Raw genomic sequence first — 21,474 nt, 5'->3', positions numbered from 1 at the left:
TTAGACAACCGCGCCGCGCGACGTCCGTTTGATCCGCATCAACCCCGCTGCGCCCGGCGACCCGGGCGGACAACGAAAGGACGACGATGCGCTATACCCTCCTCGCCGCGACACTGTTCGCCACCGCGATCGCCAGCCCTGCCATCGCCCAGCAGGGTGCGACAGGCGGCTTTCCGACCAACAGCCTCAGCGACCGGCCGCACGGCGGCCCGCAGGGCGCCGACCAGCGCGCCTCGATCCAGGCGCTGCAACAGACGCTGACCGAGCTTCAGCAGCTTCAGCTTCAGACCAAGCAGGCGCATTGGAACGTCTCGGGCACGCTCTACTATCCGCTGCACGAACTGCTTCAGGATCATTATGAGGGCGTCGGCAAATATGCCGACGAGGTCGCCGAACGGCTGCTCGCGATCGGCGCTTCGTCGGACGGGCGCGCCAATACCATCGTCCGCACCAGCCGCATTCCCGAATATCCCGGCGGCTTCACCGACGACGCCCAGGTGATCGGCTGGTTCGCGCGCTATTACCTCACCACCAGCACCGAGATCGGCCAGGGCATCAAGGCGACCGAGGACAAGGACCCGACCACCTCCAATCTGTTGCAGGAGGTGCAGCATGCCATCGACAAATATCAGTGGCAGATGCGTGCGATGATCCAGCCGACCCCGACCGATCCCAACACGGGCGCCGACCTCAACGCGGGCCGCCCGATCATGATGCCCGGCGCCGGCGGCTGAGCGGGCTCGACAAAGGCGCTGGCACGGGCGACTAACGCCTTGAAGGGGAATGCGATGTCCGAGCCGGTCGCCGAACATCATCTGGTCCATCGCACCGGCTGGCTACGGGCGGCGGTGCTGGGGGCCAATGACGGCATCATCTCGGTATCGAGCCTGCTGGTCGGCGTCGCCGCCGCGCCGGGTGCGACGCATGGCGGCGTGCTGCTCGCCGGCACCGCCGCTCTGGTGGGCGGCGCGCTGTCGATGGCGGCGGGCGAATATGTCTCGGTCAGCTCGCAGGCCGATACCGAACAGGCCGACCTCGCCCGCGAGCGGCTCGAACTCGCCCGCGCACCCGAGCAGGAGCGTGCCGAACTCGCCGCGATCTACGAGGGGCGCGGCGTCACCCCCGATGTCGCGTTCGAGGTGGCGACACAGATGATGGCGCATGATGCGCTCGGCGCGCACCGGCGCGACGAACTCGGCATCTCCGACGAACTGGCCGCCCGTCCGATCCAGGCGGCGCTGTCCTCGGCGGCGGCCTTCTTTGCCGGCGCGATCCTGCCAATGCTCGTCGCTACGTTCGTGCCGCGTGCCGTCACGGGTATCGCGGTGTCGTCCTGCGCGCTGGTGATGCTGGCGATCCTCGGCGCGATCGGCGCGCGGGTCGGCGGCGCGCGGGTCGGCCCGGCGATGCTCCGCGTCGTCTTCTGGGGGCTGATCGCGATGGGCGTCACCGGCGCGATCGGCCGGGCGCTGGGTACGGCGGTCTAGGCGCGCGGGGCGGCTTACCCGGTGACGAGCGTGTCGAGCTGGCGCAATTGCTCCGGCCAGCCGCTCGTGCTGCCCTCCGCGACCGCGGCGTCGCGTGCGGCGGCGGTCGGATAGACTTCGGTGACGGTGACGCGGGTGGCGCCGTCCTGCTCGGCGAAGGTGACGGTGGTGACCGCGCCGTCCGCCTCTTCCTCGTTGGTCCAGACGATGCGCCGGGCGTCGATCACCTCGACATAGCGGCCGTGGAAGACCATCGGCTCGCGGCGCCCCGGCGGCACGATCGCCAGCCGGTAGTGGCCGCCGGTCTCGACCCGCATCTCAAGGTCGGCCAGCGTCAGCCCGGACGTTTCGGGCAGCCACCAGCGCCGGAACAGCTCGGGCCGCGCCCAGGCCGCGAACACCTGCGCGGGCGGCGCAGCGACCCGTTGCTCGACGACGAAGCTGCGGTCCGTGGGCGCCTGCGTCATCGCTTTCTCTCCTCGCTTATCCGGGAGAGATCAAAGCACAAGCACGTGGCGCGTCAAGGCTTGGGCGGCGTCGCCGGCTGCGGGGCGGGGGCGGCGGCGGCGGCGGCCGGCGGTTCGGCGCGCATCTGCTCGACTTCGGCGGCGGTCTTATAGTCGAGCAACTCGACCTGGAAGACGAGGTCGCTGTTCGCCGGGATCGGCCCGGAGGCCTGCGCGCCATAGCCGAGCGTCGCGGGGATGCAGAAGCGGACGACGGCATTGCGCGCCATCATCTGCAACCCCTGCGAGAAACCGGGGATGACGCCGTCGACCGGCAGCGGCGCGCGCATGTTCTGGTCGAACACCGCGCCGGTCGCCTTGAGGTAGCCGACGTAATTGATCAGCACGACGTCGCTCTTGGCGGGCATCGTGCCGCTGCCGGCGCGCAGGACCGTATAGCCGAGGCCGGTCGGCGTCGTCGCGCTGCACAGCCGCTGGCCGGCGGGGACGATCGGGTTGAGCGGCAGCGGGATGATCGCATTGTTGGGCGCGGCGGGCGCGGGGGCGCGCTTGCGCACGGTCGCGCCGCTGGCGGGAAGGGCGATCGCCAGCATCGGCAGGATCGCGGCGGAAAGGAGCGGGCGGAGGCGGGTGTGGCTGGACATCGCGCGCCTATACGCAGGCGATCGCCGCCGCGCTACATAGGTTGCACGGCCGGCGCTTATCCTTACGGGTGCGGCGCATGACCGATCCCGCCCCGACGCCCTATCCCGGCCGCCGCTTCGCCGCCTTCCTGTTCGACATGGACGGCACGCTGATCACCAGCATCGAATCGGCCAATCGCGCCTGGAGCGAATGGGCGCAGGGTCATGGCATCGATCCGCATCACGTGCTGTCGATCCTGCACGGCGTGCGGACGATCGAGACGATGCGGCGGCTCGGCGTCGCCGATCCCGAGAAGGAGGCGGCGGCGATCACCGCGCGCGAGATCGAGGACACCAGCGGCGTCACGGCGATCCCCGGCGCGGCGGCGTTCCTCGCCGCACTGCCGGCGGAGCGCTGGGCGATCGTCACCTCCGCGTCGCGGCCGCTCGCCGAGGCGCGGCTCGCCGCCGCCGGCATCCCGGTCCCGCCGGTGCTCGTCACGTCGGAAGACGTCGTCCACGGCAAACCCGATCCCGCCTGCTTCCGGCTCGGCGCCGAGCGGCTCGGGGTCGACGTGGCGGACTGCCTGGTGTTCGAGGATACGATCGCCGGCCTCACCGCCGCCGATGCCGCCGGTGCCGCGGCGATCGCGATCACCGCGACGCACACGCACCCGATCGGCACGGCGCATCCCGCAATCTCCGATTACCGCGGCCTGACCGTCGCCACCGAGGCAGACGGTCTGACCATCGCCGCCGGTTAGCCGGCCGACACCCGCCACAGCACGTTGCCGGCATCGTCGGCGACGAGCACCGCGCCGGTGCGATCGATACCGACGCCGACCGGCCGGCCGCGCACCTGCTTGCCGTCGGGCGACAGGAAGCCCGACAGGAAATCCTGCGTCTTGCCGCTCGGCCGGGCATTGGCGAAGGGGACGAAGACGACCTTATAGCCGTTGAGCTCGTCGCGATCCCAGCTGCCGTGTTCGCCGATCAGCGCCCCGCCGCGATAGCGCGCCGGCAGGCTGGTGCCCGTGTAGAAGGTCAGCCCCAACGCAGCGACATGGCTGCTCAGCGCGTAATCGGGCGGGATCGCCCGCGCGACGAGATCCGGCCGCTGCGGCATCACGCGCGGATCGATATGCTGGCCGTAATAGCTGTAGGGCCAGCCATAGAAGCCGCCGTCGCGCACCGAGGTCAGATAATCGGGCACGAGGTTCGGGCCGAGTTCGTCGCGCTCGTTGGCGACGACCCACAAGGTGTTGGTGCCGGGGTAGAAATTGGGGCTGTTGGGATTGCGCAAGCCGCCCGCGAAGACGCGCGCCCGGCCGGAGGCACGATCAATCTCCCATACCGCGGCACGGTTCTTCTCCGCCTCCATGCCGTTCTCGGTGATATTGCTGTTCGATCCGACCGTCGCATAGAGCAGGCGGCCGTCGGGGCTGAGCGTCAGGCTCTTGGTCCAGTGATGATCGATCGGCCCGCCGGGCAGTTCGGTCAGCCGCGTCGGCGCGGCGGTGATCCGCGTCTGGCCGAGCGTGAAGGGATAGCGCAACACCGCGTCGGTCGCGGCGACGTAGAGATGATTGTCGGCGAAGACCACGCCGAACGGCGAGTTGAGCTTGGCGAGCAGCACGGTGCGCAACTCGGGCACGCCATCGCCATCGGCGTCGCGCAATAGCGTGATCTGATTGGTCGGCCCGCTCGGCTTGGCGCCGCTCTGCCCCGTGGCGCGCTTCTGCACCCAGGAGACGATCGGGTTCTTGGGTCGGGTGATCGGATCGAGATTGGGGCCCTGCGATTCGACGACGAGCACGTCGCCATTGGGCAAGGCCAGCATATTGCGCGGATGGTTGAGGTTCCGCGCCATCGCCTGCACGCGCATGCCGGGCGCGGCGGTCGGCATCTCGCTGCCGTGCCAGCCGACGACTTCGGCGACGTGGATCGGCGGCACGAGATATTGCTTCGGCGCGGGCAGCACCGGATTGGGGCCGATCTGACTGTTGCGATCGAACTTATGCCCGCCGTCGTTGCACGCGGCGAGCGCGACGACCAGGGCGCCGGCCAGCGTGACCCGCGCGCTCACGAGCGCACCCCGACGCGATGCTTGTAAACCAGCGAGCCGCCGAGCCATGCGCTGACCGCGAGCAAGGCGACCGCGATCGCCGACAGCGTCAGCCCGGTCGGCACCACCGCGGTCCAGCCGTCACGACTGTGGACAAAGGCGTTGACGATCTCGATCACGAAGACCGAGATGTTGATGATCATATGCGCGGTCGCCGGCCGCGCCGCGCGCACCCGCTTGTCGCCGGCATAATCGATGATTCCGGTCAACGCCGCGAACCCGCCCATCACCAGCCCGCCGGTGATCAGCCAGATCGAGAAGTTGCTCCACTGCACGTTGGCCGAATTGAGATAGGCGAGATCGGTGATCAGCGCGCCGACGAACCCGACGATGGGAAAGGGCACCAGCATCGGGTGCAGCGGATGGCCGAACAGCGATGCGGTCGATCGCGGATTGCCGGAAGGATGGTTCATTCTCGCATAGCGTCACCGCCGTTGTAATGTTCCAGACGGGCCGGAACGGAGGTAAGTAAAGCTCCGGCATAACATCGATCAGTGATTTTCGCTATATTGCTTTGCCGAAGTTGTCGCCATGGCCGGAGAGGATGATCGACGACAGGATATTTTGGACCCGGTGCGGCGGCGCGATCGTGGCGGCGGTGTTCGTCGCTGCCGCGGCCGGCGCGCAGGTGCCGACCATCGATACCGAAGATGCGACGATCGGCAGCGACACAGCCGGCGCGGGGCGCTTTCATCTCAGCGCGGGGCTCGATGCGCGCAACGGCGATTTCGCCCGCGGCAGCTATGACGACGACCGCGCCGTTCTCGACAGGCTGCCCGTCCATCTACAGCTCGGCGCGGCGCTCGACCTATGGCGGCGGGACGGTGGCGATCCGGGCGGCTGGTTCCTCCTGCGCACCAGCAACGGCTTCCACACCCCCCGCCTCGCGGAGCGAACGGCGCCACGCGGCTGGTATGAGAGCAACACGCTCGCCGCTTTGGTGCTCGCGCCGAGCAAGGCGCTGCGCACCGCCGTCATCTATACGGTCAAGGCCAGTCCCAACGGCATCGCCGGGACGACGCACGAGGCGAGCCTGTCGCTCGCGCACGATGACGCGCTGTCGCCGACCTTCGTCGTGACGATGCGGCCGAAGGGCGACGGTGGCGTCTATACGCAGGCGGGGGCGGAACCGGCGGTCTCGCTCGGTGAGGGCGATGGGGCGGCGAAGCTCAGTCTGCCGCTCGCGCTCGGCATCGGCTGGCACGGCTTCTATGGCGCGGGCAGCGGCGACCGGGTGTTCGCCAGCGCCGGCGCCGCGCTGGTCAAGCCGTTCCGGCTCGGTGCGACGCCGGGGACGATCCGCTGGGAGGCGCTCGCCTTGCATCGTGACCGCCGCCTCGCCCGGCTGAGCGGTCCGGATGGCGAGACGGCGCGGATCGTCCCGCTCGTCACCTGGTCCGTGTCGCTCGCCTATTGATGGCGCGGCGCGGCGGGTCACCCGACCGCGCGCGTTGCCCGGCATGCGCCTGCTGCGCTATCGCCCGCCGGTGAGGAGATCCGATGGCCGATCCGCTACCGCTCGACGAACAATTGTGTTTCTCGCTCTACGCGGCGACCATCGCGATCAACCGCGCCTATAAGCCGGTGCTCGACCGGCTCGGCATCACCTATCCGCAATTCCTCGTCCTGCAGGTGCTGCACGGCGCCGCGGACGGCCGCGCGATCGGCGAGATCGCCGAGCGGTTGGCGCTCGAGCCGAGCACGATCACCCCGCTCGCCAAGCGGCTCGAGGCGGCGGGACTGGTGACGCGGCTGCGCAACCCCGCCGACGAGCGGCAGGTGCGCGTGCGCCTGACCGACGCGGGCGAGGCCTGCTGGGCGGAGACCGGCTGCCTCGCCCCGCTGATCGTCGCGCGCAGCGGCATGGCGCCGGAACGGCTCGCCGCGCTCAACCGCGAAGTCGCCGCCTTGCGCCGCGCGCTCGCCGAATAGACTGCGCCGCCGACGGGAACTCCGGCGGTGGTTCGATCCTTCACCCCATGATGAAGGAGCTATGGCATTGATCGATCGACGGCAGGGATTGTGGATGCTGGCCGGCGGCGGTGTCGCGGCGATGGCGCTCGGCGTCCGCGCCGCCGCGCAACCCGCAACCTCCGAAGCCAGCCGTCAGACGCTCGCCCTGATCGAGAAGAGGGCGGGTGGCATCGGCTTTTACGAGGTGCCGGGCGGATCGCCGGTCGCGACGCTGCACCTCGGCACGCAGCCACATGAGATCGCCGCCGATGCTGCCGGCCGCTTCGCCTATGTCGGCCATTATGGCGTCGAGAGCTGGAAGGCGCCGGGGGCGGGGGGCAGTGCGATCTGGGTGATCGATCTCCACCGCCGGGCGCTGGCGCGGACGATCGACCTGTCGCCGCTGGGTCGGCTCCACGCGGTGCGACTCGACCGGCAGGGGCGTCTCTACGTGCTCGCCGAGGCGGACAGCGTCCTCGCGCGCTTCGATCACCCGGCGACCGATGACGCGCCCTCGCGGCTGATCCCGGTCGGCGGCGCGCGCAGCCACTATCTCGTGCTCCGGCGCGACGGATCGCGCGCCTATGTCGCCGATACGTTGAGCGGCGGCGTCATCGCCGTCGATCCCGAGGACATCGGCACCGCGCCGCTGCGTCGCGCTATCGGCACCGCGCCGGAGGGCATGACGCTCAGCCTCGACGAGCGCACGCTCTATGTCATCGATCGCCCCGCCGGCACGCTCCACTCGCTCGATGCGGGGACGCTGGCCGAACGCAACCGCCGGACGATGCGCGGCGAGGCAGTGCGGATCGTCACGGCGGCGGACGGCCGGCTGATCGTCGCCAATACCGCCGACCGGAGCCTGACGCGGCTCGATCCGGTGACGCTCGCCGAGCAGGACCGGCTGCCGCTCGACGCCGCCGCCAACGGGCTCAACCTGTTCGGCGATACGCTGTTCGCCTCGCTCGACAGCGACCGGGTGGCGATCATCGACCTGCGGCGCTGGGCGATCACCGGCGGCTTCGCCACCGGTAAGTCACCCGATGCGGCGGTGCTCGCCTGACTTCCGACAGACAAGGATCGACGATGACCGACAGCGACGAACGACCCCAGCGCGACGCACTGCCCCGCATGATGATGTTCGTCGGCGTGATCACGCTGATCGCGCTGGCGATCCTCGCGTGGTTCGCGCTCGGCAACTAGCCGCGCGCCGGGGTCTCAGGCGAGCTTGGCGATCTCCACCGCATTGAGCGTGCGGCGCAGGTTCGGCTCCGGCCCTTCGAGGACCAGATAGGCCGATGCGCGCGCTGCCGCGTCGAGCCGCTGCCAGCGGTCAAGGCATTCGCGCACCGACGCCCGCCACGGCTGATGGATCGAGGCGACGAGTTGCGCGGTGATGGGGGCCGGCGATTCCACGATGAAATCCTGTTCCAGAGTGACGGTGACGCCGCCGCTCTAGACGCAATTCGTGTCGCGTGCACTAACGCTGGCTGGTCCCGCGCGCGGGACGGCGCTTATTCCGGTCTGGTGAGCTTGCGCCGGTCGACCAGCGCGATCACCACGGGGATGCTGAGCAGGGCCACGGCGGTCGCACCGATTGCCACTTCCAGGAAGACCATCATCATCGCTCTCCAGCGGGAGCGTCTACGCCCCTCGTCTGCGGGGATGATGTCGGGGGTGGGGAACGAACGCAAGCCGGTTTTCACACGCGATCGGTGAAAAATGGCTCCCTGAGTAGGATTCGAACCTACGGCCGCTCGATTAACAGTCGAGAGCTCTACCGCTGAGCTATCAGGGAACGCTGCGTCGTGGAGGGGGTCTATAGCCGCCAAAAATTGCAGTGCAACCCCGTTGTCACGTTTTTCCACAGCTTCGTGCGCTGCCGGGGTGGGCGATCGAGAATTCGGGCGGAGACGCGGAGAAGAGGGCGCGCGTGTCGAGGTACGGAGGCTTTCGGATCAGGCAGGACCCGTCTCGCTTCGGCGGATCAGCAGAGAGGGGCGCTGCCGCGTTCGATCTTCGCGCCTTCGCAGGTGTCTGACACGGCATTGGCCGGGAGCGGGATCACTTGACGGGTTGGAGCGCCGGTGGTCCTGCACGCGCGCCGGTCAGGCGACGAATTGCTCCATCGTGATCCGGTCGTCGAGCGCGTGTTCGGGATCGAACAGCAAGGTCAGCTCGCGCGCGCGGTCCATGCAGATCGAAACTTCGGCGACGTCGCGGAATTCGCGCTGGTCGGCGACGGCGGAGACCGGGCGCTTGGCGGGGTCGAGGACACGCAGCGTGATGCGCGCCTTGTCGGGCAGGATCGCGCCGCGCCAGCGCCTGGGGCGGAACGGGCTGATCGGGGTCAGCGCGAGCATGTTGGAGCCGAGCGGCAGGATCGGCCCCTGCGCCGACAGATTATAGGCCGTCGACCCGGCCGGCGTCGCCACCAGGATGCCGTCGCAGGCGAGTTCGGGCATGACGATCCGGTCGTTGACCGTCACCTCCAGCTTGGCGGTCTGCCGCGTCTCGCGGAGCAGCGACACCTCGTTGATCGCGGGTGCCTGATGGACGCGGCCGTCGATGCCGGTGATCGTCGCGGCGAGCGGCGTCACCTTGAACGACTTGGCGCGGTTCAGCCGTTCGGCGATGCCGTGCCGCCGCCATTCGTTCATCAGAAAGCCGACCGTGCCGAGGTTCATGCCGAACACCGGCACCGGCGGGCCGCGGCGATCGAGCAGGCCATGCAGCGTCTGCAACATGAAACCGTCTCCGCCAAGCGCGATCAGCACGTCGGCGCCCGAGGGATCTACCCAGTCGAGCGCGTCGGCGATCTCCGCCGCGGCGGCCTGGGCCGGCGCGGTCGGAGAGGCGACCAGCGCCCGCCGCTCGTAGCTCATCCGCCGGTGACGCTCATATGCCGCGCGACGGCCGGCGCCGCGCCGCTGGCGATGCGGAAATCATGCCGCGCCGGCTTGCGCGACAGGCCGATGTCGATTGCGGCGTCGAGTCCTTCGATCCCGCCGTCGCGCAACGCAGCCTTGAGGTCGACCTGATCGTCATGGCCGAGACAGAGATACAATTTGCCCTCGGTGGTCAACCGCACGCGGTTGCAGCCGTCGCAGAAATTGGCGGTGAGCGGCGAGATCAGCCCGAGCCGCGTCTTGCTGTCGCCGACGCGCCAATAGCGCGCCGGGCCGCCGGTGCGGTGCGAATCGCGGGTCAGCGCGAACTGCGTCTGAAGATCGGCGAGCACGCGGGTCAGCGGCACGAAACGGTCGGTGCGATCCTCGTCGATCGCGCCGAGCGGCATCGTCTCGATCAGCGACAGGTCGTGGCCCTCGTCGACACACCAGCGCAGCATCGCCGGTATCTCGTCCTCGTTGAGCCCCGCCAGCGCGACCATGTTGATCTTCACCGCCAGCCCCGCGGCGCGTGCCGCGGCGATGCCGCGCAGAACCTGGTCGAGATCGCCGTGGCGGGTGATGTAGCGGAAACGGTCGGCGTCGAGGCTGTCGAGGCTGACGTTGATCCGGCGGATGCCCGCGTCGACCATCGCGCCGGCATAGCTCTCCAGCCGCGTCGCATTGGTGGTCATCGTCAGCTCGTCGAGCCCGGTGCCGACATGGCGGCCAAGCCGGCGGACGAGATCGCCGACGTCACGCCGGACCAGCGGCTCGCCGCCCGACAGGCGGATCTTGGTGACGCCGCGCGCGATGAAGCGCTCGGCGATGATCGCGATCTCGTCGAGACTGAGCAGCGCGGCGCGCGGCAGGAAGGTCATCTGCTCGGCCATGCAATAGCGGCAGCGCAGGTCGCACCGGTCGGTAACCGAGATGCGCAGATAGCGGATGGTGCGACCCTGCGGATCGACCAGCGGCTGAGCGGATTGGGGAAGGCTGGTCATCATCAGGAGCTAAGCGGTCAACCGTTAGCGGACAAGTCCGTTCCGTTTCCTATGCGGCGGCATTGCCGCTGCGCTGTCAGCAGCTTAGGCAGGCGGCAATGGTTACAGAGGCGGAGCGCGCGACGCTGTTCATCGTATCGGGCGCCCGCGGCGCGGCGGCAGCGGCCGATTGGCCGGGCTGGCGCGTCGTGCCCGACGACGGCGGCGACGGCGTCGCGGCGCGCGCGCTCGCCAGCGCGGCGGCGTTGCTCGTCGTCGACGGGCGCGACGATCCGGACGGCGGGCTCGTCGGCGTGCGCGCGCTCGGCGGCCTGGCCGCGGCGACCGGTGGTGCGCTGCTCGCCTGGGTCGACGATCTCGGGCCGCTCGAGGCACTGCACGCGGCCGGTGCGACGCATTTCCTGATCGACCGCAACGATGCGGACGAACGCTTGCAGGTCGCCCGGTTCGCCGCCCGCGCGCCGATCGACCGGCGCAATCACGGCATCGGCGAGCCGGCCGAGGCGCCCGATGCGGCGGTCTGGCTGTCCGCGCGGCGCGCGGCGGGGGATGCGGTCGGCGTGCTGCGGATCGCGCTGTCGCGGCTCGACATCCTCAACGCCGCGCGCGGGCGGGCGGTGGGCGATGCCTCGATCGCCGCGGCGCGCGCGCGCGTCACCGCGATCACCCGCGCGCTGCTCGGCCCCGCCGGCTTCGTCGCGGCGCCGGCGGGTGGCGAGATCGTCGTCGCCGCCGCCGCGTCGCCCGAGGTGATGACGACGCTCGCCGCCGCGCTCGACGCCGCGCTGGCGCAGCCGCTGCCGATCGGTCAGCGGCAGGCGGTGCTCGGCAGTCGCTGGGGCATGGCGGTGAGCGGCCCCGACGACGATGCCGTGCGCCTGCTCCGCCGCGCCGGCGAGGCGTTGCGCGACGCCAAGGCGAGCGACGGCGCGATGATCCGCATCGCCGGTCCGGAAGGCGCGGCGCCGCTCGATTCGCTGGCGATCGACCTGCACCTCGCGATCGAGCGCGGTGAGATCGACGTGCTGTTCCAGCCGCAGGCGCGGTTCGATTCGCCGCGGATCACCGGCGTCGAGGCGCTGGCGCGCTGGACGCACGGCCGGCTCGGCCCGCTCGGCGCCGACGCGCTGTTCGCCGCCGCCGACCGCGCCGATCTCGGCATCGCCTTGTCCGATCATATCCAGCGGCTGGTGCTCGCCCGCGTCGCCGCCTGGCCCGCCGCGCTCGACCATTTGCGCGTCTCGCTCAACCTCACCGCGGGCGATCTCGGCCGGCCGGGCTTCGCCGCCTTGTTCCTCGCCCGCGTGCAGGCGAGCGGCGTTCCCTTCGACCGGCTCACCGTCGAGATCACCGAGACCGGCGCGATCCGCAATCTCGAGGCGGCGGCGGCGGTCCTCGCGACGCTGCGCGACGCCGGCGTGCGCGTCGCGCTCGACGATTTCGGCACCGGCTATTCGAGCCTCGCCTATCTCACCGCGCTGCCGCTCGATTATCTCAAGCTCGACAAGGCGCTCGCCTGCGCGATCGACGGCAATGCGCGGCATCGCGGCGTGGTGCGCGCGGTGATGACGCTGGCGCGCTCATTGGACCTGCCGGTGATCGCCGAGGGCGTCGAGAGCGATGTGCAGCATGGCTTGCTGGCCGCCGAAGGCTGTACCTATCTGCAAGGCTATTGGCTCGCCGAACCGCTCGATGAGGCGGCGCTGGTCGCACGGGTGGAGGAAGGCGAATGATCGCGACGATGATGCTGTTGGCGGTGGCCAGTCCGGCGGTGCCCGCCGATGCGGAAGCGGCGATCGCTGCCGCCTTGACCGACAGCGCCGCCGGCTGGAGCGCGGGCGATATGCCACGCTTCCTCGCCATCTATGCAGAGGATGCGGTGTTCGTCACCAAGGCGGGGCTGGTCCGCGGCAAGGCGGCGATCGCCGCCCGCTACGACCGCAGCTATGGCAAGGATGCGGCGAAGCGCGGCCGGCTGTCGTTCCGCATCCTCGGCTCGCGCGGGATCGACGCGACGCACCAAATGTTGTGGGCGCAATGGCGGCTCGATTATCCCGGCGGGCGGCAGGATGCGGGCGTCACCTCCTTGCTGTTCGAACGGCAGCCGGCCGGTTGGCGTATCGTGTCCGACCATAGCAGCTGAGCGGCGGGGGCCCACACGCCCTTCGACAAGGTCAGACTGACGGCAACCGTGATGTCCTCCTGCCTCCATCTCCGCTGAGCTGGTCGACGCGCCGCGAAATCCCCCAACGGCGCCCCGACCTTAACCCGCCGCCTTCGCCAGCCCCTTCGACAATTGCAGCGCGCCGTGCAGCCGCGACTTGGCGTCGGGCCAGGCGCGTTGCAGCACCAGCTTGCTGTCGGGGCGCAGCTTGGCGACGCCGCCGAGCCGCTCGACATAGGCGAGCAACCCCGCGACATTGGGCGGGGTATCGTCGTGGAAGCCGACCAGCACGCCGCGCGGGCCGACGTCCATCTTGGCGATGCACGCCCGCCGCGCGTTCAACTTGATCTCGATCACCCGGATCAGATTGTCGGTCGGATCGGGGAGCGGCCCGAACCGGTCGATCATCTCCGCGGCGAAGGCCTCGATCTCGGCCTTGTCCTCCAGTTCGTTGAGGCGGCGGTAGAGGCCCATGCGCAGGTCGAGGTCGGGTACGTAATCGTCGGGGATGAGGATCGGCGCATCCACCGTGATCTGCGGCGAGAAGTCGCGCGGACGCGTCGCGAGCCCGCCCGCCTTGGCGTCCATGATCGCCTCTTCCAGCATCGACTGGTAAAGTTCGTAGCCGACCTCCTTGATATGCCCCGATTGCTCGTCGCCGAGCAGATTGCCCGCGCCGCGAATGTCGAGGTCGTGGCTGGCAAGCTGGAAGCCCGCGCCGAGCGAATCAAGATCGGACAGCACCTTGAGCCGCTTTTCCGCCGTCTCGGTCATCTGCCGCTCGGGCGGTGTCACCAGATAGGCATAGGCGCGGGTCTTCGACCGGCCGACGCGTCCGCGCAGCTGATAGAGCTGGGCGAGGCCGAAGCGGTCGGCGCGGTTGACGATGATCGTATTGGCGGAGGCGATGTCGATGCCGCTCTCGATGATCGTCGTCGAGACGAGCACCTCGAACTTCTTGTCGTAGAAGGCGCTCATCCGTTCCTCGACCTCGGTCGGTGTCATCTGGCCGTGCGCGATGACGTAGCGGATCTCGGGCACCTCGTTGCGGAGATAGTCCTCGATATCGGGCAGGTCGGCGACACGCGGGGTGACGAGGAAGCTTTGCCCGCCGCGATAATGTTCGCGCAGCAACGCCTCGCGCAGTACCACCGGGTCCCAGGGGATGACATAGGTGCGCACCGCGAGCCGGTCGACCGGCGGCGTCTGGATCACCGACAATTCGCGGATACCGCTCATCGCCATCTGCAAGGTGCGCGGGATCGGCGTCGCGGTCAGCGTCAGCATATGGACGTCGGCGCGCAGGGCCTTCAGCCGCTCCTTGTGGGTGACGCCGAACCTTTGCTCCTCGTCGACGATGACGAGGCCAAGTCGCTTGAAATCGATGTTTTTGGCGAGCAGCGCGTGCGTGCCGATCACCACGTCGATCGTCCCGGCGGCGAGCCCTTCCTTGACCGCCTTCGCCTCGCCGGCGGGGACGAGCCGCGACAGCCGCCCCATGTTCATCGGAAAGCCTTCGAAGCGCGCGCTGAAATTGTTGTAATGCTGGCGCGCGAGCAGGGTCGTCGGGCAGACCACCGCGACCTGCTTGCCCGCCATCGCCGCGACGAAGGCGGCGCGCAGCGCGATCTCGGTCTTGCCGAAGCCGACGTCGCCGACGATCAGCCGGTCCATCGGCTTGCCCGCCGACAGGTCGCCGAGCACGTCGTCGATGGCGCGGTCCTGATCGTCCGTCTCGGCATAAGGGAAGCGGTCGACGAAGCTCGGATAGCCGCTCGCGTCGGGTTCGAGCACATCGCCGGGATGGAGCGCACGTTCGGCGGCGGTCTTGATAAGTTCGCCGGCGATCTCGCGGATCCGCTCCTTCATCCGCGACTTGCGCCGCTGCCACGCCTCGCCGCCGAGCCGGTCGAGGCTCGCGCCCTCCTCGTTCGAGCCGTAGCGCGACAGTACTTCGAGATTCTCGACCGGGACGAAGAGCTTGTCGCCGCCGGCATATTCGACCGCGACGCAATCGTGCGGGCTCTTGCCGACGGGGATCGAGGTCAGGCCGAGATATTTGCCGATGCCGTGATCGCTGTGGACGACGAGGTCGCCCGGCGTCAGCGCGGCGAGTTCGGCAAGGAAGGCGTCCGCCGACTTCTTGCGCTTGGCGCGCCGGACCAGCCGGTCGCCGAGCATGTCCTGCTCGGTCAGCACCGCCACGTCGGGCGCGGTGAAGCCGTGATCGAGCGGCAGCACGACGAGCGCGACGCCCGCCGACTTGCCGGTATCGGCGATGCCGAGCGCGTCCTGCCAGCTGTCGGCCACCTTGCCGCCAGCGAGGCCGTGATCTTTCAGCAGATGGCCGAGCCGTTCGCGCGCGCCCGCCGAATAGCTCGCCAGCACCGGCTTCTTGCCCGCCTTGCGCAGCGCCTTGAGGTGATCGACCACCGCTTCGTAGACGTTGGCGTTGGCGGCGCGCTCGGGCGCGAAATCGCGCGGGCCGTCGACGTTGAAGTCGAGCACGCGCGGGCTTTCCGGCTCGTGGAACGGCGAGGTCAGATGCGCGCGCGCCGCCTCCAGTCCCGCCGCCCATTCCTTGGCGTCGAGGTAGAGCGTCCTGGCGGCGAGGGGGCGATAGCTGCCCGGCTGCGCCGCCTCGGCACGGCGGCGGTTCTCGAAATAATCGGCGATCGCCTCCATCCGCGCCTCGGCGGCGCCGGCGACGCCGAAATCGCGCACCACCACGTCGCCGGGGGCGAGGTGATCGAACAGCGTCGCCAGCTTGTCCTCGAACAGCGGCAGCCAATGTTCCATGCCGGCGAGCCGCCGCCCGTCGCTGATCGCCTGATAGAGCGGATCGCCGGTCGCGGTCGCGCCGAACTTTTCGCGATAGCGGGTGCGGAAGCGCTTGATCGACTCCTCGTCGAGCAGGGCTTCGGAGGCGGGCAGCAAGGTGAAACCGTCGATCCGCCCGGTGGTGCGCTGGTCCTCCGGGCTGAAGGTGCGCACCGTCTCGATCTCGTCGCCGAAGAAGTCGAGCCGCAGCGCCTGCTCCTCGCCGCTCGGGAACAGATCGACGATGCCGCCGCGCACCGCATATTCGCCTTGGTCGTGCACCGTCTCGGTGCGGACATAGCCGTTCGCCTGCAACAGCGTCGCGAGATCGTCGCGGTCGATGCGCGCGCCCGGCTCCAGCGTCGCGACGAGCTGGCGGATGCGGAACGGGGTGAGCACGCGCTGCGTCGCCGCATTGGCGGTGGTGAGCACGAGTTGCGGCGTCTTCGCGGGCTGCTGCAACCGCCACAGCGCCGCGATCCGCTCCGCCATGATGCGCAGCGTCGGGCTGGCGCGATCATAGGGCAGGCAGTCCCAGGCCGGAAAGCTGATCACCTCCAGCTCCGGCGCGAAGAAGGCGGCGGTCGCCGCGACCGCGCGCATCGCCGCATCGTCCGGCGCGATGAACACCGCGCGCCCGCCCTTGCCGTTATGCGCCGCGGCGCGCGCCAGATCGGCGAGCAGCGCCGGCTGGAAGCCGACCGGGACGCCGGCGAGCGTCAGGGGCGAGGTGGCGGAAAGGATCGTCTTCAGATCGGGCATCAGTGTTCCGGTTAGGGGGCGCGTACGAACGGGCGAGCTATGGTAACGTGTTGATCGCTCCCGCGAACGCGGGAGCCTAGGGTTAGGATCACCACGCCTGTTGTTCTACGTGGCTCTGAATTCCCGCGTTCGCGGGAATACCAACGCCGCGTGGCAGGTACTTTGCCGAGCTATTCCGCGACCGGCACGTAGCTCAGCGTCCGCATCCGCGCCATCATCGGCCCGTCCCAGGCGGGCGGGCAGGGCAGCGAGCCGATCGCCCAGCCCATGATGTCGACATCCTGCTCTTCGAGCAGCGCTTCGAACCAGTCGAGCTCGGCGGGCGTCCAGTCCGCCCCGTAGCGGTCGAAGAAGCCGCCGATCATCAGATCGGCCTCCTTGGTTCCGCGATGCCAGCTGCGGAACTTGAGGCGCTTCAGCCGGGTGGCGTGATCCATCGAATATCCCATACGAATTGCCCGGCAGGCGCTGGTAGCGCCGGTCGGGTGCGGTATAGCGGTCATGTAGTCATGCGCCCCGATATCCTCAATCCGCTGTTCGCCGAAGTCACCGCGCTCAAGGGGGTCGGGCCCGGGCTCGCCAAGCCGCTCGACCGGCTCGGCCTCGCCCGCGTCGTCGATGTCGCCTTCCACCTGCCGAGCGGCTGGATCGATCGCCTGCCGCGCGAGGAACTCGACGTCGCGGACGCCGGCCGCATCATCGCGATCACGCTGACGCCGCGCGATTATCGCACCAGCACCGGCCGCGGACCGACGCGCGTGCAGGCGAGCGACGCGGCGGGCAATATCGTCAGCCTCGTCTATTTCGGCGGATCGTCGGGCTGGGTGAAGAAGCTGCTGCCGATCGGCGAGCCGCGCCGCGTCTCGGGCAAGCTCGAAAGCTATGGCGAGACGCTGCAGATCATCCACCCGGAGATCGTCGGCGGCGACGGCGACGAGGCGTTCCGCGAGCGCGAGGCAATCTATCCGCTGTCGGAAGGCCTCACCTCGCGCCGCCTCGCCGGCTTCGCCGCGCAGGCGATCGCGCGCGCGCCCGACCTCGGTGAATGGATCGAGCCGGGGCTCAAGGCGAAGCGCGGCTGGCCCGACTGGCGCGAGGCGTTGCAGCGCATCCACGCCGACCCCGCCGACAAGCCTGCGCGCGAACGGCTCGCCTATGACGAGATCTTCGCCAACCAGCTCGCGCTGACGTTGGTCCGCGCCGACACGCGCAAGCGCAAGGGCCGGGCGCTGGTCGGCGACGGGCGGCTGCGCGATCTGCTGCGCCTTCCCTATACGCCGACCGGGGCGCAGAGCCGCGCGGTGGCGGAGATCGAGGGCGATCTGGCGCAGACCGCGCCGATGCTGCGGCTGCTGCAAGGCGATGTCGGCTCGGGCAAGACGCTGGTCGCGGCGATGGCGCTGCTGATCGCGGTCGAGGCGGGGGCGCAGGGGGCGATGCTGGCGCCGACCGAAATCCTCGCGCGCCAGCATTACGAAAGCCTGCGCAAGTTGCTCGCCGGTCTGCCGATCGAAATTGCCGTGCTCACCGGCCGCGACAAGGGGCGCGCGCGGGAAGCGACGCTGATGGCGCTCGCCAGCGGCGAGATCGACATCCTCGTCGGCACGCATGCGATCTTCCAGGATGCGGTCGGCTACAAGGACCTCGGCCTCGTCGTCGTCGACGAACAGCATCGCTTCGGCGTCGCGCAGCGGATGCTGTTGCAGGCCAAGGGCAAGGCGCCGCCGCACCTGTTGGCGATGACCGCGACGCCGATCCCGCGCACGCTGACGCTGGCGCAATATGGCGAGATGGACGTCAGCCGGCTCGACGAGATGCCGCCGGGGCGCGAACCGATCGAGACGCGTGTCGTCTCCGAAGACCGGCTCGACGAGGTGATCAACGCGATCGGCCGCCATATGGCCGACGGCGGCCAGGCCTATTGGGTCTGCCCGCTGGTCGAGGAAAGCGAGAAGAGCGACCTTGCCGCCGCCGAGATGCGCGCCGAAACGCTGCGCCAGCGGTTCGGCGAGCGAATCGGCGTCGTCCACGGCCGGATGAAGCCCGCCGAGAAGGACGCGGTGATGGAGGCCTTCGCCGGCAACCGGCTGAGCGTGCTGGTCGCGACGACGGTGATCGAGGTCGGCGTCGACGTGCCCAATGCAACGCTGATCGTCATCGAACATGCCGATCGCTTCGGCCTTGCCCAGCTGCACCAGCTGCGCGGTCGCGTCGGGCGCGGCGGCGGCCTGTCGCGCTGCCTGCTGCTGCGCGGATCGGCGCTGAGCGAGACGTCGCGCGCCCGGCTCGCGCTGATGCGGGAGAGCAACGACGGCTTCCGCATCGCCGAGGAGGATCTGCGGCTGCGCGGCGGCGGCGAATTGCTCGGCACGCGCCAGTCGGGCGAGGTGATGTTCCGGCTAGCGTTGCCCGAGATGCTGAGCGACCTGCTGCACTGCGCGCAGGACGATGCCCGCCTGCTGATCGACCGCGACGGCGGGCTCGAGGGCGTGCGCGGGCAGGCGGCGCGCGTCGCGCTCTATCTGTTTGATCGCGATGCGGGCGTGGCGCTGCTGCGATCCGGGTAAGCCGCCGCGGTTCGGCGCCGCAGAACCGCTACCCTGCCATGGCCCCCAGCACGGCATGGTAGCGGTTCGCGGGGATCGGCCGCTCCATCAGGCAGCCGATCCGTCCGCCCAGCGCCCAGCGGACGGCGACGCGGACGTCACCGATCGCGGGCAGCCGGATCCAGAGCCATTCGCCGGCGGCGACCGGCGCGTCGCAGCGGATCATCAGACCCGATGGCGACAGATTGACCACCAGCGCAGGCAGGCGGCGCTGGTCGGCCAGCACCACGCTGCTGCGGAAGTGCACCTCGTCGCGCGGCTCGGCGCGGTCGTCGATCGGGTCGGTTCTGGCAATCGTCACTGTCGTCCCCGATACATCCGAAAACCAACCATTTCGGACATAACCTTAGCGGCGAAGGTGTTGACGATTGCTTACCGATCCGGGGTGAGCAATCCGTGCAGCTTCTTGCCGGACGAGATACGGACGTCGTCGGTGCCCAGCGCGATCGACGCCGCCTCATCGGTGACCTTCTCGCCGTCGACGCGCGCACCGCCGCCGGCGATCAGGCGCCGCGCCTCGCCCTTCGACTTGGCGAAGCCGAGCGCGACCAGCGCGTCGACCAAGGCGATCGATCCGCCCGCCACCGCGACCCGCGGCAGCGCCGCGCCGCTCGTACCCTCTTCGAAGGTGCGGCGGGCGGTTTCCGCGGCTTCCTCGGCGGCGGCGCGGCCGCGGCACATCGCGGTGGCTTCGTTGGCGAGCACCTTCTTCGCCTCGTTGATCTCGGCGCCGGGCAGAGCCTCGAGCCGCGCGATCTCGTCGAGCGGCAGATCGGTGAACAGGCGCAGGAAGCGGCCGACGTCGCGATCGTCGGTGTTGCGCCAGAACTGCCAGTAATCGAAGTGCGGCAGCTGGTCCTCGTGCAGCCAGACCGCGCCCGCGACCGTCTTGCCCATCTTCTGCCCGTCGGCGGTGGTGAGCAGCGGCGTGGTGACGCCATAGACCTCGCTGCCGTCCATCCGCCGCGCCAGCTCGACGCCGTTGACGATATTGCCCCATTGATCGCTGCCGCCCATCTGCAGCCGCACGCCCTGCCGCCGTGCCAGTTCGCGGAAGTCATAGCCCTGCAGGATCATGTAGTTGAATTCGAGGAAGCTGAGCGACTGTTCGCGGTCGAGGCGCAGCTTGACCGAATCGAAGCTGAGCATGCGGTTGACGCTGAAATGCTGCCCGACCTCGCGCAGGAAGGGGATATATTCGAGCCGGTCGAGCCACTCGGCATTGTTGACCATCACCGCGTCGCTCGGCCCGTCGCCAAAGCTGAGGAAGCGTTCGAAGATGCGCTGGATGCCGGCGATATTGGCGGCGATCGTCTCGTCGCTCGACAATTTGCGCGCCTCGTCCTTGAAGCTCGGATCACCGATCTTGCCGGTGCCGCCGCCCATCAGCACGATTGGCTTGTGGCCGGTCTGCTGGAGACGACGGAGCAGCATGATCTGCACCAGGCTGCCGACGTGGAGCGACGGCGCGGTCGGATCGAAGCCGATATAGCCCGGCACCACCTGCCGCGTGGCGAGCGTATCGAGCGCGGTCGCGTCGGTGAGCTGGTGGAGATAGCCGCGGCTATCCAGCGTGCGGAGCAGATCGGACTGGTAGGTCATCCGCGCCGGTTACCGCCCCGTCAGCGCCGCGGCAACTGGCTGAGCGGATCGACCGGGGTGCGGCCCTTGCGCAGTTCGAAATGCAGCTCGGGCTGGTCGGCGAAGCCGGTGTCGCCGGACAACGCGATCGTCTGGCCACGCTTGACGCTCTGCCCGCGCGCGACGAGCAATTTGGCGGCATGGCCGTAGACGCTGGTCCAGCCATTGCCGTGGCGGATGATGATCAGCCCGCCGAGCGCGGCGATGCCGTCACCCGCATAAGCGACGACGCCATCGGCGGTGGCATGAATCGGGGTGGAGACCGGTACGGCGATCTTGATGCCGTCGTTGCGCTCGCCGCTGCGGCCGGGGCCGAAGCGGCGGACGATCTGCCCGTCGACCGGCCAGGCAAAGCCGCCCTGCAAGCGCGCCGGCGCCGCGACCACCGCGGTCGGCGGCAGCTCGCGACCGGGCTTGGCGACCGGCCGCACCGGGGCCTGCCGCGGTGCGGTGGCGGGCTCGCCGCCGGTGAGGATATCGTCGATGTCAAGCCGGAACGCCGCGGCGCGCTCGGCGACGCTCGGCGGCCGGCCCGGATCGCCGGGGATCAGCACGCGCTGCCCGGCGCGCAGGATATAGGGTTCGGCGAGCTGGTTGGCGGTGACGATCCGTGACCAGGCGACGCCATAGGCGCGTGCGATCGCGATGCCCGTCTCGCCCGACTGGACGCGATGATAGCGGCCGCCCGGAATGACCAGCCGCTGGCCGGGACGCAGATCATAGGGGGCGACGAGCCCGTTTGCCTGCGCGATCGGCCCGACCGCGGCACCGGTAGTTTGTGCGATCTGGGCGAGGCTCTCGCCGGGCGCGACGATATGGACCTGCTCGACGACGGCGGGGGCGTCGGCGGTGACCGGCCGCGCCTCCCACGCCGGGCGCGTCGGTCGTGGCGTCGCGACGGGCAGGGGGCGAGGCAGCGGGCGAAGCAGGGGGC

Annotated in this window: 21 protein-coding genes and 1 tRNA gene; 9 read left to right on the top strand and 13 right to left on the bottom strand. The window is 69.6% G+C overall.

What is annotated here, in order from left to right:
• Positions 1-86 precede the first annotated feature (86 nt).
• Together BW41_RS10695 and BW41_RS10690 are read left to right on the top strand one after the other, a co-directional pair.
• Positions 87-734 carry a Dps family protein gene (locus BW41_RS10695; protein ID WP_037534317.1) on the top strand — a complete coding sequence of 216 codons (648 nt, stop codon included), beginning with the start codon at positions 87-89 and terminating at the stop codon, positions 732-734.
• A 54-nt stretch (positions 735-788) separates the two neighbouring features.
• On the top strand, positions 789-1,487 hold the full coding sequence (locus tag BW41_RS10690) for a VIT1/CCC1 transporter family protein (RefSeq protein WP_037534315.1): 699 nt from the start codon (positions 789-791) through the stop codon (positions 1,485-1,487).
• A gap of 14 nt (positions 1,488-1,501) precedes the next feature.
• Here BW41_RS10690 and BW41_RS10685 read toward each other — a convergent pair whose 3' ends face one another.
• On the bottom strand, positions 1,502-1,954 hold the full coding sequence (locus tag BW41_RS10685; RefSeq protein ID WP_037534314.1) for an SRPBCC domain-containing protein: 453 nt from the start codon (positions 1,952-1,954) through the stop codon (positions 1,502-1,504).
• 53 nt (positions 1,955-2,007) lie between these two features.
• Complete coding sequence (locus tag BW41_RS10680) at positions 2,008-2,598, bottom strand: FKBP-type peptidyl-prolyl cis-trans isomerase (RefSeq protein WP_037534312.1); 591 nt, start codon at positions 2,596-2,598, stop codon at positions 2,008-2,010.
• Between the two features lie 77 nt (positions 2,599-2,675).
• Here BW41_RS10680 and BW41_RS10675 point away from each other — a divergent pair, with 77 nt between their 5' ends.
• On the top strand, positions 2,676-3,341 hold the full coding sequence (locus BW41_RS10675; RefSeq protein WP_037534311.1) for an HAD-IA family hydrolase: 666 nt from the start codon (positions 2,676-2,678) through the stop codon (positions 3,339-3,341).
• Here the strand turns inward: BW41_RS10675 and BW41_RS10670 are convergent.
• Positions 3,338-4,663, bottom strand: coding sequence for a PQQ-dependent sugar dehydrogenase (locus BW41_RS10670; RefSeq protein WP_037534308.1), 1,326 nt, complete (start codon positions 4,661-4,663; stop codon positions 3,338-3,340). The two genes, BW41_RS10675 and BW41_RS10670, sit on opposite strands and share 4 nt — an antisense overlap.
• Positions 4,660-5,115, bottom strand: coding sequence for a DUF2231 domain-containing protein (locus tag BW41_RS10665; RefSeq protein ID WP_037534307.1), 456 nt, complete (start codon positions 5,113-5,115; stop codon positions 4,660-4,662). Before BW41_RS10665 ends, BW41_RS10670 begins: the two co-directional genes overlap by 4 nt.
• A 131-nt stretch (positions 5,116-5,246) precedes the next feature.
• Between BW41_RS10665 and BW41_RS10660 the strand changes: the two genes are divergently transcribed.
• The 3 genes from BW41_RS10660 (at position 5,247) to BW41_RS10650 (ending at position 7,718) form a co-directional block, all read left to right on the top strand.
• On the top strand, positions 5,247-6,119 hold the full coding sequence (locus BW41_RS10660) for a hypothetical protein (RefSeq protein WP_051583433.1): 873 nt from the start codon (positions 5,247-5,249) through the stop codon (positions 6,117-6,119).
• Between the two features lie 83 nt (positions 6,120-6,202).
• On the top strand, positions 6,203-6,634 hold the full coding sequence (locus BW41_RS10655; protein ID WP_037534302.1) for a MarR family winged helix-turn-helix transcriptional regulator: 432 nt from the start codon (positions 6,203-6,205) through the stop codon (positions 6,632-6,634).
• Between the two features lie 61 nt (positions 6,635-6,695).
• On the top strand, positions 6,696-7,718 hold the full coding sequence (locus tag BW41_RS10650) for a YncE family protein (protein ID WP_152542263.1): 1,023 nt from the start codon (positions 6,696-6,698) through the stop codon (positions 7,716-7,718).
• A 155-nt stretch (positions 7,719-7,873) separates the two neighbouring features.
• On the opposite strand, the gene BW41_RS10645 is transcribed toward BW41_RS10650, so the two are convergent.
• The 4 genes from BW41_RS10645 to moaA form a co-directional block, all read right to left on the bottom strand.
• On the bottom strand, positions 7,874-8,071 hold the full coding sequence (locus tag BW41_RS10645) for a hypothetical protein (RefSeq protein ID WP_037534301.1): 198 nt from the start codon (positions 8,069-8,071) through the stop codon (positions 7,874-7,876).
• A gap of 307 nt (positions 8,072-8,378) precedes the next feature.
• Positions 8,379-8,453: transfer RNA gene (locus BW41_RS10635), tRNA-Asn, on the bottom strand.
• A gap of 310 nt (positions 8,454-8,763) precedes the next feature.
• A complete protein-coding gene (locus tag BW41_RS10630) occupies positions 8,764-9,540 on the bottom strand; it encodes an NAD kinase (RefSeq protein WP_037534298.1) in 777 nt (258 codons plus the stop codon).
• Positions 9,537-10,547 (bottom strand): GTP 3',8-cyclase MoaA, encoded by a 1,011-nt coding sequence (moaA, locus tag BW41_RS10625; RefSeq protein ID WP_037534362.1) that lies wholly within the window; start codon positions 10,545-10,547, stop codon positions 9,537-9,539. Before moaA ends, BW41_RS10630 begins: the two co-directional genes overlap by 4 nt.
• A gap of 98 nt (positions 10,548-10,645) precedes the next feature.
• On the opposite strand from moaA, the gene BW41_RS10620 reads away from it, so the two are divergent.
• On the top strand, positions 10,646-12,280 hold the full coding sequence (locus tag BW41_RS10620) for an EAL domain-containing protein (RefSeq protein WP_037534296.1): 1,635 nt from the start codon (positions 10,646-10,648) through the stop codon (positions 12,278-12,280).
• A complete protein-coding gene (locus tag BW41_RS10615; protein ID WP_235199730.1) occupies positions 12,277-12,690 on the top strand; it encodes a YybH family protein in 414 nt (137 codons plus the stop codon). The genes BW41_RS10620 and BW41_RS10615 overlap by 4 nt, the downstream gene beginning before the upstream one ends.
• A 120-nt stretch (positions 12,691-12,810) precedes the next feature.
• Here BW41_RS10615 and mfd read toward each other — a convergent pair whose 3' ends face one another.
• Both mfd and BW41_RS10605 read right to left on the bottom strand, forming a co-directional pair.
• Complete coding sequence (mfd, locus tag BW41_RS10610; RefSeq protein ID WP_037534295.1) at positions 12,811-16,293, bottom strand: transcription-repair coupling factor; 3,483 nt, start codon at positions 16,291-16,293, stop codon at positions 12,811-12,813.
• 170 nt (positions 16,294-16,463) lie between these two features.
• Positions 16,464-16,730: an FAD assembly factor SdhE gene (locus BW41_RS10605; protein WP_037534360.1), complete on the bottom strand. Its 267-nt coding sequence runs from the start codon at positions 16,728-16,730 to the stop codon at positions 16,464-16,466.
• A gap of 72 nt (positions 16,731-16,802) precedes the next feature.
• Here BW41_RS10605 and recG point away from each other — a divergent pair, with 72 nt between their 5' ends.
• Positions 16,803-18,860, top strand: a complete 2,058-nt coding sequence (gene recG / locus BW41_RS10600) for an ATP-dependent DNA helicase RecG (RefSeq protein ID WP_037534293.1) — start codon at positions 16,803-16,805, stop codon at positions 18,858-18,860.
• Positions 18,861-18,888: 28 nt separating this feature from the next.
• Here the strand turns inward: recG and BW41_RS10595 are convergent, their stop codons facing one another.
• From BW41_RS10595 to BW41_RS10585, 3 genes are all read right to left on the bottom strand, one after another.
• Complete coding sequence (locus BW41_RS10595; RefSeq protein WP_037534291.1) at positions 18,889-19,200, bottom strand: PilZ domain-containing protein; 312 nt, start codon at positions 19,198-19,200, stop codon at positions 18,889-18,891.
• A gap of 71 nt (positions 19,201-19,271) precedes the next feature.
• Positions 19,272-20,501, bottom strand: coding sequence for a tyrosine--tRNA ligase (gene tyrS / locus BW41_RS10590; RefSeq protein WP_037534289.1), 1,230 nt, complete (start codon positions 20,499-20,501; stop codon positions 19,272-19,274).
• Positions 20,502-20,521: 20 nt separating this feature from the next.
• Positions 20,522-21,469: a M23 family metallopeptidase gene (locus tag BW41_RS10585; RefSeq protein ID WP_081793047.1), complete on the bottom strand. Its 948-nt coding sequence runs from the start codon at positions 21,467-21,469 to the stop codon at positions 20,522-20,524.
• Positions 21,470-21,474: the final 5 nt, after the last annotated feature.

Source organism: Sphingomonas sp. RIT328 (genome assembly GCF_000632225.1).
Taxonomy (GTDB): Bacteria; Pseudomonadota; Alphaproteobacteria; order Sphingomonadales; family Sphingomonadaceae; genus Sphingomonas; species Sphingomonas kyungheensis.
Note: the sequence above shows the minus strand (reverse complement) of the source record. Positions and strands in the feature narration are given on the sequence as shown.